9 protein-coding genes and 1 CRISPR repeat array are annotated in these 11860 nt (G+C 63.7%); of the genes, 3 read left to right on the plus strand and 6 right to left on the minus strand.

Features of this window, described 5'->3' with window-relative positions:
• Nucleotides 1–49 precede the first annotated feature (49 nt).
• Nucleotides 50–1846: direct repeats of the CRISPR family, unit length 28 nt; unit sequence CAAAACCCCGCACATGCGGGGATGAACC.
• Nucleotides 1847–1997: 151 nt separating this feature from the next.
• The 4 genes from D7D26_RS07080 to D7D26_RS07095 all read right to left on the minus strand — a co-directional run bounded on the left by D7D26_RS07080 (nt 1998) and on the right by D7D26_RS07095 (nt 7039).
• Nucleotides 1998–3722, minus strand: a complete 1725-nt coding sequence (locus D7D26_RS07080; RefSeq protein WP_233543492.1) for an ABC transporter ATP-binding protein — start codon at nt 3720–3722, stop codon at nt 1998–2000.
• Nucleotides 3722–5488 (minus strand): ABC transporter ATP-binding protein, encoded by a 1767-nt coding sequence (locus tag D7D26_RS07085; protein WP_120372573.1) that lies wholly within the window; start codon nt 5486–5488, stop codon nt 3722–3724. The genes D7D26_RS07080 and D7D26_RS07085 overlap by 1 nt, the downstream gene beginning before the upstream one ends.
• Before the next feature lie 70 nt (nt 5489–5558).
• A complete protein-coding gene (locus D7D26_RS07090) occupies nt 5559–6173 on the minus strand; it encodes a TetR/AcrR family transcriptional regulator (protein ID WP_158606303.1) in 615 nt (204 codons plus the stop codon).
• 194 nt (nt 6174–6367) lie between these two features.
• The gene (locus D7D26_RS07095; protein WP_158606304.1) at nt 6368–7039 is read right to left on the minus strand and encodes an ankyrin repeat domain-containing protein; all 672 of its coding nucleotides are present in this window, start codon (nt 7037–7039) and stop codon (nt 6368–6370) included.
• 217 nt (nt 7040–7256) lie between these two features.
• On the opposite strand from D7D26_RS07095, the gene D7D26_RS07100 reads away from it, so the two are divergent.
• Nucleotides 7257–8198 carry a DUF362 domain-containing protein gene (locus D7D26_RS07100; protein ID WP_120372592.1) on the plus strand — a complete coding sequence of 314 codons (942 nt, stop codon included), beginning with the start codon at nt 7257–7259 and terminating at the stop codon, nt 8196–8198.
• Complete coding sequence (locus D7D26_RS07105) at nt 8191–9090, plus strand: permease (RefSeq protein WP_120372576.1); 900 nt, start codon at nt 8191–8193, stop codon at nt 9088–9090. The genes D7D26_RS07100 and D7D26_RS07105 overlap by 8 nt, the downstream gene beginning before the upstream one ends.
• 89 nt (nt 9091–9179) lie before the next feature.
• Here the strand turns inward: D7D26_RS07105 and D7D26_RS07110 are convergent, their stop codons facing one another.
• Together D7D26_RS07110 and D7D26_RS07115 are read right to left on the minus strand one after the other, a co-directional pair.
• Nucleotides 9180–9650, minus strand: coding sequence for an HAD family hydrolase (locus tag D7D26_RS07110; protein WP_120372577.1), 471 nt, complete (start codon nt 9648–9650; stop codon nt 9180–9182).
• 6 nt (nt 9651–9656) lie between these two features.
• Complete coding sequence (locus D7D26_RS07115) at nt 9657–10436, minus strand: type III pantothenate kinase (protein WP_158606305.1); 780 nt, start codon at nt 10434–10436, stop codon at nt 9657–9659.
• Between the two features lie 186 nt (nt 10437–10622).
• Here D7D26_RS07115 and coaBC point away from each other — a divergent pair, with 186 nt between their 5' ends.
• Nucleotides 10623–11816, plus strand: coding sequence for a bifunctional phosphopantothenoylcysteine decarboxylase/phosphopantothenate--cysteine ligase CoaBC (gene coaBC, locus D7D26_RS07120; RefSeq protein ID WP_120372579.1), 1194 nt, complete (start codon nt 10623–10625; stop codon nt 11814–11816).
• The last annotated feature ends 44 nt before the right edge of the window (nt 11817–11860 follow it).

Raw genomic sequence — 11860 nt, forward strand, 5'->3', positions numbered from 1 at the left:
CATGCGGGGATGAACCCGCGTAAAGCGGGGTTGTCGCACACATAGGGCGCAAAACCCCGCACATGCGGGGATGAACCTTTTTTCATCGCTGTCCGTATAGCGATGATTACCAAAACCCCGCACATGCGGGGATGAACCCTATTCCAGCTCCGGGAACCGCAATCCCTACACCAAAACCCCGCACATGCGGGGATGAACCTTTAAGAAGAAAGGCGGCGTCTAGCTATGCAGTCAAAACCCCGCACATGCGGGGATGAACCCTTTATCACAGACAACAAATCATACCTATAAAACAAAACCCCGCACATGCGGGGATGAACCTTCGACTACGACCAGACCGACATGGCCTGCCCCCAAAACCCCGCACATGCGGGGATGAACCCTCCGCGTGGGGGTTCCGCGTGGGGACGGCGTGCAAAACCCCGCACATGCGGGGATGAACCTGAGGTATGGCGCGCCGAGTTGTTTGGCGGCAGCAAAACCCCGCACATGCGGGGATGAACCTGACTTCGATATTGGCGTATTGCCTTGGTTAGGCAAAACCCCGCACATGCGGGGATGAACCTACGTGCCGTTCTGCGGCGGCACCCAGGTGAACCAAAACCCCGCACATGCGGGGATGAACCTAAATCAAGCATGAAAAAGCGAGGTGATCTCTTCAAAACCCCGCACATGCGGGGATGAACCTCATCGTTACCAGGAAGAACGAAGAAAACGTCGCAAAACCCCGCACATGCGGGGATGAACCTAGACATCGTTCCGCCAAGCACGGAATCGAAAACAAAACCCCGCACATGCGGGGATGAACCTGACCACTGTGTCATTGTTTAGCCTCCTGATGTCAAAACCCCGCACATGCGGGGATGAACCTATCACCGCTTCACCGGCATGACGCCGAACACGCAAAACCCCGCACATGCGGGGATGAACCCTGCAAGTCGTTATCGATTCCACCGAAGCCGAACAAAACCCCGCACATGCGGGGATGAACCTCAAAAAAGCGCGTATATCTTCTAAGGTTAGCCCAAAACCCCGCACATGCGGGGATGAACCATGGTCGTTCCTCTGCTGCTGGGCGTCGTCGTCCAAAACCCCGCACATGCGGGGATGAACCTCTGACCATTGGCCATCTGCTGCAGCTTGACGTCAAAACCCCGCACATGCGGGGATGAACCCAGCCCCGTCGCCCTTTGCCAGGAGATGCGGGCCAAAACCCCGCACATGCGGGGATGAACCCTCCTACGCCGCCGAAGGGACGCTGGCACACGACAAAACCCCGCACATGCGGGGATGAACCCTTGTGCAGGCGTACCAGGTCGAAGGCGTTCACCAAAACCCCGCACATGCGGGGATGAACCCAATGGGCGGACACGATGGCGCTGGCCAACTACCAAAACCCCGCACATGCGGGGATGAACCTCACCTCGTCGTGGATGTGGCTCACGATCTCGTCAAAACCCCGCACATGCGGGGATGAACCTATGTCAGGGTAAGCGTTCATGTACCGTTTATTCAAAACCCCGCACATGCGGGGATGAACCGTCTTTCGCCTGCGAGAACAACTGGCTGTAGCGCAAAACCCCGCACATGCGGGGATGAACCTATCAGCATCGCATCACCTCTTCAAAAGAAAATCAAAACCCCGCACATGCGGGGATGAACCTCCACATCGTCCCCGTGCCCGCCGGTTCCAAGCCAAAACCCCGCACATGCGGGGATGAACCCTGAAACATTAAGCGCAACTGCAAGAGCTTGAACAAAACCCCGCACATGCGGGGATGAACCTTTCCTCGACCACTCGTCACATTTCTCAGACGGCAAAACCCCGCACATGCGGGGATGAACCTCATAGAGTCCGACGCCGTCCAGCTCCGACAGACAAAACCCCGCACATGCGATGAAAGGCAAAATTTAACAAGAGGCCGCCTCAATACTCGATTGAGGTGGCCTCTTGGCTGTTTTTCTCCGTATCCGCATTTCTTCGTGAAAGTTTCTGCCTACAGTCCCCAGTTTTGGCTTTCGGTCTGCAGGCGGGCCATGCGTGCGAACGGGCCGCCGCGGCGCAGCAGCTCGCCGGGCGCACCCTGCTCGGCAACGGCGCCGCCGGAGAGCACGACGATCTTGTCGGCGCTGGCGACGGTGCGCAGGCGATGGGCGATGACGAGCACGGTCTTGTCGCGGATCAGGCGCGACAGGGCGGCCTGGATCTGCGATTCGTTCTCCACGTCCAACGCGGCGGTCGCCTCGTCGAGCAGGACGATCGGTGCGTCTTTGAGGATGGCGCGGGCGATGGAAATGCGCTGGCGCTCGCCGCCCGACAGCTCGCGCCCGTTTTCGCCGATCATGGTCCGCCAGCCCTCGGGCAGCTTGTCCACGAACTCATCGCAGTGAGCCAAACGAGCGGCGGCGATCACCTCTTCATTGCCGGCGCCGCGGCGGCCGATGCGGATGTTTTCCATGACGGTGTTGTTGAACAGTGTCACGTCCTGGAAGACGATCGAGAAGAGCGAAAGCAGCCTTTCCGGAGCGATCTCCGCCACGTTTTCGCCGCCCACGGTGATTCTCCCCGCCGTCGCGTCCCAGAAACGTGCGGCCAGGCGGGACGCCGTGGTCTTGCCGCCGCCCGATGGGCCGACGAGGGCCGTCACTTCGCCCTGGCGGGCCGTGAAGCTCACGTCTTTCAGCACGGACACGCCGCTCTCGTAGGCGAAGCCGACGTGCTCGAAGACGACGTCGTAGCCGCAGGGGTCCATTTCCTCGCGTCCGTTCTGCACGGGGCCGTCGAGGATCTCGTTCATGCGCTCGATGTTGGTGCGCGTGGCGATGGCCGCGACCAAGTTCTGCAGCGCGCCTTCGAGCGGCGCGTAGACCCTCGAGGCCGCCATGAGAAACATGAAAAACGTCATGGCGTCCAGCGCTTTCCGCTGCATCAGCAGCGCGCCGGTCAGCGCCGTAGAGGCGACGCCCAGCCGCAGCAGCAGCGTGGCCAGCGTCACGAAGCAGGCGCTCAGGGATTCGGAGACGACGGCGCGGTGCTCGACCGCCCTGATTTTTTCGTCGAGACCGTCGAGATAGGCGTCTTCGGCGTTGTTCGACTTGAGGTCGCGCAGGCATTCCAGACATTCCTGAATGCCGTCGGCGCAGGCCATTTTCGCCGCCATGGACTTGCGGTCGAGCGCCTGCTGGACCCGCGCGGAAAAGGCGACGACGGCGAAGGCCGGCGGCAGCACCCAGAGGACGGCCAGCGCCATGCGCCAGTCGAAGGCGCACAGCCCCGCCGAGACGACGGCGGCCGACAGCATCGCCCCGGCCAGCGCCGGCAGATAATGGGACTGGCTCTTTTCGAGCACGGCGCAGTCGTTCATGATCGAGCTGGAAAGATCGGCCAGATCCTTCCGTCCGAAGAAGGACAGGGGCAGGCGGCGCAGTTTTTCGGCCAGAGCGGTACGGCGCACGCCCGATTCCACATAGGTGGAGAGATAGGTGCCGTCGTACTGCAATCTCGTGGCGGCGGCGATGAAGAGCAGACAGCCCGCGCAGGCGAGCGCGTAGAACAGGCCCCGTTCCGCGGCGATCCCGGCGGAAAGGTCGCGCACGAAGGCGAAAAGCAACCCGGCGGGGGCCATGAAGGAGATGTTCTGAAGCGTCTGCGCCAGACAGGCTCCGACGAACGCGCGCGCCCCCTGTTCGGAAAGGGCGAAACGGCGCTGCAGTTTTTTCATCAGCACGAGGAGGCCTCCTTCGCCACTTTCCAGCTGGCGGCGCGCAGCGAGTCGCGCCACATGCGCGCGAACAGCCCGCCGCGTTCCGCGAGCTGGCCGAAAGCGCCCTGCTCGACAATCTTTCCGTTCTCGAGCACGCAGACGAGATCAGCGCGCTTCACGCTGCTCAGCCGGTGGGCGATCATGATCACGGTCTTGCCCTGCGACAGCCGCGACAGCGCCGCCTGGATGCGGGATTCGTTGTCGGGATCGGCAAAAGCCGTGGCCTCGTCGAGGATGAGGATGGGCGCGCTCTTGAGCATAGCCCGCGCGATGGCCAGTCGCTGCATCTCGCCGCCGGAAAGATAGACGCCCTTCGCGCCGATCTCGGTATCCGCGCCTCGCGGCAGCTTGGCGAGGATGTCGCCGCACTGCGCCGCTTCGAGCGCGGCGAACACTTCCTCGCGTGAGGCCGCGGGACGGCCGAGGCGCACGTTGTCGAAAATCGACGCCTTGATCAGCCGGCTGTCCTGAAACACGAACGAGACGAAGTCCGTCAGCTCCTTCTTGGCAATGTTACGGACGTCGACGCCGCCGATCAGCACGCGACCTTCCTGCGGGTCGAAGAAACGCGCGATCAACTGCGCCAGCGTGCTCTTGCCGCTGCCCGACGGTCCTACCAGCGCCGCCCGCATCCCCGCTTCGATGCGCAGCGACAGGCCGTCGACGGCCTTTTTGCCGGGAGCGTAGCTGAAGCTCACGTTTTCCAGCGTCACCGAGGCGCCGTGCGGATGCTCGCCGTGCTCCGGCTGAGACAGGGGTTTTAAGGCCAGCACGCCGTCCACGTGGCGCAGCGCGTCGGTCACGGTCATGCGGTTCTCGACCAGGTACATGATCTTTTGAAAATTGACGGCGACGGCCGGCGTGACGACGACGTAGAAGATCAGGTCGCTCAGCAGCCCCGGCGTGACGCCGCCGCGCGCCAGCCACAAGCCGCCGCCGATCAGGAACAGGAACGCCGACTGCACCAGCGCCGTGAAGAGGATCATATGGGGGCGCATGGCTTTGGTGTAGCCGATGACCCACTTTTCGTAGCGTTCGATGGCGCCGCGGAAGCGCTTGAAGGAGAACACGCTCTGCCCGAACGTCTTCACCACGGGGATGCCGCGGATGTACTCGACCGCCTCGTTTTCCATGTCCTTGAGGGCATTCTGATAATCGCCCATCTGCCGCTGCATGTCGGGCCCCACCATGGCGCGCATCGACAGCGCCGCGAGAAAGGCCGGCAGCAGGCTGAGCAGTCCCAGCCGCCAGTCGAAAAACAGGATCAGCGCCCCCAGCCCCGCCGTGGAAGCCAGCGTCGCGCTGGCGTCGGGCAGCTGGTGAGCCAGATAGTTCTCCGTCGCCGCCGAACAGTCGGTGACGATCGAGCGCAGCTTGCCGGTACCCAGGTTTTCGGCGCTGCCCAGCGGCAGCCCGGCGATGTGGCGCATGAGGCGGATACGCATGTTGACCGCCACGCGGAACGCCGCCAGATGCGAACACATCAGCCCGAGGATGGAGACGACCAGCGACAGCGCCGCCGCGGCCACGGCTTTCCAGCCCCAGGCGGCCATGTCCGCCGAGGCGTCGCCGCCCAGCGCCGCGGCGCAGATCTTCCAGATGAAGACGAACGGCGCCAGCCCCAGCAGGGCCGACAGCGCCGACAACACCCACGAAGCCCGCGTCAGGCGGCGGTAGCTTCCGGCATACTCCATCAGCCGGGGCAATATTCGCTCTCCTCTCACGATAAAGCCTCCTTTTGCTTCTTCATTTAATTAGAAATAACTAACTCACACGGCGATAAAAAAAGGGCTGTTACAGCCCCATCAGCTTCGCCCAGCCGGCGCGGTGAAAATCGCAGAGTTGGTCGATGCATTTCAGCGCTTCTTCGGGCGGCACGTCGTGAACGACCAGCTCGGACAGCGCCGTGAAAAGCCCGCTGACGACGATGTGCTCGAAGAACGGACTGGGCGTTCTCACGGCGCGCCCGCGCGCCGCCATGACCGACATGAAGCCGTGCGTTTCGGCGATCTCGCGTTCCGTCAAGCGATGGACGAAGCCGCCGCATTTCGACGATTCCGGCGCCGCGAGGATCAGCCGGAAGGCGTCGCGGTGGGCGCGCGCGTATTCGTACATGGCCTTCATGCACCGGCGCCCCACTTCGCCCATGGCGTGGATCTGCTCTTCCGGCGCCATTCTTTTGAAATCCGCCGCGCCCGCTTCGTACAGTTCCATGAGGCGCCGCGCATGCGGCAAAACCAGCGCGTCGAACAATTCTTCCTTGCTTCCGTAGTAGCGGTAAAACGCGCCCGTCGTCACGCCCACGCTTTTGACGATCTGTCGCAGCGACGCGCCGCGAAACCCCTTTCGCAAAAACTCCGCCGTCGCCGCCGCGAGGATCTTCGCCTGCGTTTCCGACTCCCGTTCCATTCCCTTTCCCCCGTGGATAACAATGTTATATAACGACGTTATCTTAGAGCGGAACGAATTCCCTGTCAAGCCCCGTCCCCAAAATGGGGAAACGGCGCTGTTCCACGTGGAACAATTGAAGCGGGCGGAAGCCGATGATCCCGATGCCATCGGCTTCCGCCCGCTTTCCGTTTTTCGACTGCCGGCGAACGGATTCAGCGATATCGATCCAGGCGGTCCGGCCACAGCGAACCGCGCAGGACCGGATTGGCGCGGGCGTAATCGGCGGCGCGGCGGCCGGAGGCGTCTTTCGGCCGGAGATCGGCGCCCTTTTTCAGCAGCAGGTCAATTATTTCCGCCCGGCCGCTTTCGGCCGCGGCCATCAGCGCCGTGACGCCCGAGGCGCTGGCCCGGTTCAGCGTGTCGGGGGCGGCTTCGATCAGCGCGGCCAGCACGGCGGCGCTGGGATTGCCGCGCGCGGCGAGGATCAGCGCGGTGCTGCCGGTCATGTCGGTCAGGCGCGGATCGGCGCCGCATTTCAACAGCGCCCGCGAGATGCGGGCGCGTGGGTTGCGCAGGGCGGCCACCATCAGCGGCGTCAGTCCCTGAAAGTTGGCCTTGTTCACTTCGGCGCCCTTTTTCACCAGATATTCGACCACGCGCGGGTCGTCCTGCTCGCCGGCGGCGCAGATCAGCGGGCTCTGGCCGGTGGCTTCGAGGCGGTTCACGTCGGCGTTGCGGCGCACGCCCTTGCCGACCTGCGAGAGTTTGCCGCGGGCGCAGCAGGCGAGAAATTCGTCCTGCGGCATCACGCCGCGCGCCGCCGCCCCGGCGTCACAGGCCAACGTCAGTACGGCAGCCAGCGCAAAGATCAATTTTCTGCTCATGACAAACGCTCCCTTTGCCGGAAGATTTTTCGAATCCATTATCTCATTTTTCCGCGCCGGCGCATCGGTGATTTTGCCAACCGCACGGCCGGCGCTTGACGTGAAGGGCACTCGAGGCTGTAACATTTTATACGGACGGCCGGGCAGGGAGCGCAGGCCGCCAGGCACAACGCACGTGAATTCATGATGAAAGAAGTGATTCAGGATGAAGAAATTCATGCGTTTCGCACTGTTGGGTTTAGTGGTTCTGGTCTCGTTCGTCTCGTCCGTTTTCGCCGCGGCGCCCAAGGAGATCCCCGTCGTCTACATGACGAAGAGCATCACGCCGGAGGGAATGGTGCGGGCCTACCAAGCTCTGAACTGGAAGCCGTCGGGACGGGTCGCCGTCAAACTGAGCACCGGCGAGCCGCCGGCAAGCAACTATCTGCGTCCGCAGCTGATCGCCGACGTGGTCCGCCTCGCGGGCGGCACCATTGTGGAGTGCAACACGGCGTATGGAGGATCGCGCGCCGAGTCGGCCATGCACTATCAGGTCGCGAAAGATCACAGCTTCACGGCCATCGCCCCTTTCACGATCCTCGACGAAAAAGGCGACGCCTCTCTGCCCGCAGCGGGCGTCCATTTGAAAGAAAACCTTGTCGGCAAAGCTTTCGCCGATTTCGATTCCTATCTGGTGCTGACGCACTTCAAGGGTCACGCCATGGCCGGGTTCGGCGGCGCGATCAAGAACATTTCCATCGGCCTCGCCTCGCGCACCGGCAAGTGCCTGATCCACTCCGCGGGAAAGAGCCGCACCAATCCCTGGGGCGGCGTGCAGGATCATTTCCTCGAGTCCATGGGCGAAGCCGGCAAATCCGTCTCCGACGCGCTCGGACAAGGAGCGCGCATCGCTTACATCAACGTCATGAACCGCCTCTCGGTCGACTGCGACTGCGACGGCCATCCCGACGAACCCGACATGCACGACGTCGGCATCCTTTCCTCGAGCGACCCGGTGGCGCTCGACCAGGCCTGCGTCGACCTCGTTTACGCGCAAAAGGACGGCGAGGGCGCCTCGCTGGTAAACCGCATCGAGTCGCGCCACGGCCTCCACACGCTGGAAAACGCCGAGAAGATCGGCCTCGGCCGCCGCAAGTACAGGCTGGTCTCCCTTGATTGACGTCCTGCAGCGGGAGTTCGTCTACATCGGCTATTACTTCACCGTTCAGTTCCGGCAGATCTTCCGTTACTGGCTGCTGGGCATGCTGATCGGTTCGGCCGTGGCGGTCTTCGGCAAACAAAAGATCCACGGCGCTTTCAGCCGGCTGCGGGGACAAAAACTCGGCCTGCTCGGCATCATCCCCGCCTGCCTGCTGGGGATCGCTTCGCCGCTGTGCATGTACGGCACGATCCCCGTCGCCGCGTCGTTTTCCGCACAGGGCATGCGCGACGACTGGCTGGCCGCCTTCATGACGGCCTCGGCGCTGCTGAACCCGCAGCTGCTCGCGTACAGCGCCGCGCTGGGGACGACGATGCTGGCCGTGCGCGCGCTGTCGTGCTTTCTCTGCGGCGTCGCCGCGGGATTGCTGGTCCATTTTTTCTGCCGGAAGGGAGTCTTCAACTTCGCGGGCTTTTCCGCGCCGGAGAACCGCGACGCCGATCCCAACGTCCTGTTCCGCTTCGCCAAAAACTTCGGCCGCAACGTGCGCGCCACCGGCGGCTGGTTCCTGGCCGGCATTTTGCTGTCGGCGCTCTTTCAGCGCTACGTGCCGGCCGACGCTTTCGCCAAACTCTTCGGAAAACATGAAGGCTTCGGCGTGCTGATGGCCGCCACGGTCGGCGTGCCGCTCTACGCCTGCGGAGGCGGCACCATCCCCCTGCTTCAGAACTGGCTCGCCGACGGCATGAGCGCCGGCAGCGCCGCCGCTTTCATGATCACCGGTCCGGCGACGAAGATCACCAACCTCGGCGCGCTCAAGATCGTCTTGGGACCGCGCAGTTTTTCGCTCTACCTGGCCTTCGTGATGCTCTTCTCGCTGCTGACGGGGCTGCTGGTGAATCTGGCGGTTTAAAGCCTGGACGCAGTTAAAACACAACTAGCCGCCAACCTGTTTTACAGCAGGCTGGCGGCTCGTTGTGTCTTGCGTGGCGATCGTGATTTTCAATTCCGCAGCGTCGCTCTGAGGCGGTCGGGTTTGAGCAGCAGGTCGAGGCCTTCGGCGGCGGTTCTGACAAGCACGTCGGCGTGAGGCAGCAGGGCGGCGCAGAACCCTTCGCCTTCGAGCACGGCGACGGAGAGAGCGGCGAGGTCGAACATGGGAATATCGTTGAAGCCGTTGCCGAAGCAGGCGACGCCGCCGCGCAGCCCGGCGACGATCTCTTTCTTGCAGGCCCCCGCCCCCGCGCGCGGAAAGGCGTGCACCTCCACGCCCAGCGGTTCGCACTGAGCGCGCACGGTGCCGTAGGTGTCGGCGGTGAGCACGTGGACGCCGACGAGTTCCAGCAGTTCGGGCAGGCGCGATCTGACGCTTTCAAGCACTCGTCCGTCGACGGCGACGGTGCCGTTGTAGTCGAGCGCGACGTGGGCGATTTCCAGCGGCTCGGCGCGGCCGGGGATCTCGATGCGGATCACGGCGGCCTACCCGCGCGGCCTGTCTTTGTTCTTCGCGTAGAGCGCGCGCAGGCCGTCGAAGAGCAGATATTCGTCGAGGACGATGGGGCGGCGGCACAGCGGCGCCACTTTGGCGGCCAGCCCGCCGGTGATGACGGCGGTGCACTTTTGGCCGAGATGCTCTTCCATGCGGTCGATGAAGCCGTCGATCATGCCGGCGTGCCCGTACATGACGCCGGAGCGGATGCAGTTTTTCGTGTTGGTGCCGATGAGCTGATCGGGCGCGTCGAGGCTGACGTAAGGCAGCTGCGCCGTGCGCGAACCGAGCGCGTCCACGGAGATGCCGAGCCCCGGCGCGATCATGCCGCCGCGGTAGCGGCCGTCCTTGTCGATGACCGAGCAGGTGGTGGCGGTGCCGAGGTCGAAGACGAGGATCGGACAGGAATATTTGACTTTCGCGGCCACGGCGTCGACGATCAGATCCTTGCCGAGCAGTTCGGGCGCGTCGGTCATGATCGTCAGGCCGAGGTCGAGCGCCGTGGTCACGGCCATCATGCGCTTGTGCCAGAGCAGCTGAAAGGCGCGGTCCAGCGCCTGCGTGACGACGGGCACGACGGAGCTGATGACGCCGTCTTCCACGTCGCCGAGCGCATAACCGTGCATGCGCAGCACGCTCTCGACGATCATGGCGTACTCGTCTTCGGTCTTGTGCCGGTCGCTGGCCACGCGCCCCGTGAATAGGCGGCGGTCGCCGTCGTAGCCGCCGATGGTAACGTGGGTGTTGCCCACGTCGAACAGAAGAAGCATGTTTTTTCCTCCCGCAATATGTGTCATGCCGCGAATTCCTCGCGGCGATCGTGCGCTTTCAGTATAACGGCCGAGCAATTTTTCGCAAGGGCGGGGGCGCGGATTTTTTTCGCGCGCCGTCCGCTTTTTGGTATACTTGGCGCGGGAACGGCAACTCATCTTCGCCTTGTGAAGGAGGCGCTTTTCATGCTCGAGGGGAAAAACATTCTGCTGGGAGTGAGCGGCGGCATCGCCGCCTATAAGATCGCGTCGTTGGCTTCGGCCCTGACGAAGCGCGGCTGCGCGGTGCAGGTGGTGATGACGAAGGCCGCGGAGCAGTTCGTCGCGCCCGTCACGTTCGAGGCCCTGACCCACCGCCGCGTCTTCGACGACGTGTTCGACCGCGCCGACCCGTCCGTCGTCCGCCACATCGCGCTGGCCGCCGAGGCCGACGCGCTCGTGATCGCGCCCGCCACCGCCGACGTGATCGCCAAAATCGCCCACGGCATCGCCGACGACATGCTCACCAGCACCGTGCTGCCGTTTACAGGCTGCCGCATCGTCGTGCCCGCCATGAACACCCACATGCTCGACAACGCCGCCACGCAGGAAAACCTGGCCACGCTGCGCCGCCGCGGCTGGCACGTGATGGAGCCGGCCGAAGGGCGCCTGGCCTGCGGCGACACGGGGCGCGGCAAAATGCCCGAGCCGGAGGATATCCTCGAGTTCATCGAGCATTTCGCCGCCTGCGAAAAAGACCTGACCGGCGAGCGCGTGCTCGTCACCGCCGGCCCCACGCAAGAGGCGCTCGATCCCGTGCGCTTCCTCACCAACCACTCAACGGGCCGCATGGGCTACGCCGTCGCCCGCGCCGCCGCCATGCGCGGCGCGCAGGTGACGCTGGTGTCCGGCCCCGTCGGGCTGAAAAAACCGCTCTTCGTCGATCTGGTCAGCGTCGTCAGCGCGCAGGACATGTTCGACGCCGTCGTCTCGCGCTTCGACCGGAGCACCATCGTCGTCAAGGCCGCCGCCGTCGCCGACTACCGCCCCGCCGCGGCCTCCGAGAACAAGATCAAGAAACAGGACTCGGACATGAACCTGCCGCTGGAACGCACCGCCGACATCCTCAAATATCTGGGCGAGCACCGCGCCGATCAGTTCATCTGCGGCTTCTCCATGGAGACGGAGAACCTGCTCGAGAACTCGCGCGTCAAGCTCGCCAAAAAGCGCGTGCAGATGATCGCCGCCAACAGCCTCAAAGTCGCCGGCGCCGGCTTCGGCGCCGACACCAACGTCCTCACGCTGATCACCGCCGACGCCGAGACCGAACTGCCGCTGATGAGCAAGGACGAGGCCGCCCACCGCCTGCTCGACGAGATTTTGCGCCGGCGCGGGCGGTAAAGTACAAAACTTCCGCTTGTAAAGCGCGGGCGGCCGCATTATGA

The organism is Pyramidobacter sp. CG50-2 (assembly GCF_003612005.1).
Taxonomy (GTDB): domain Bacteria; phylum Synergistota; class Synergistia; order Synergistales; family Dethiosulfovibrionaceae; genus Pyramidobacter.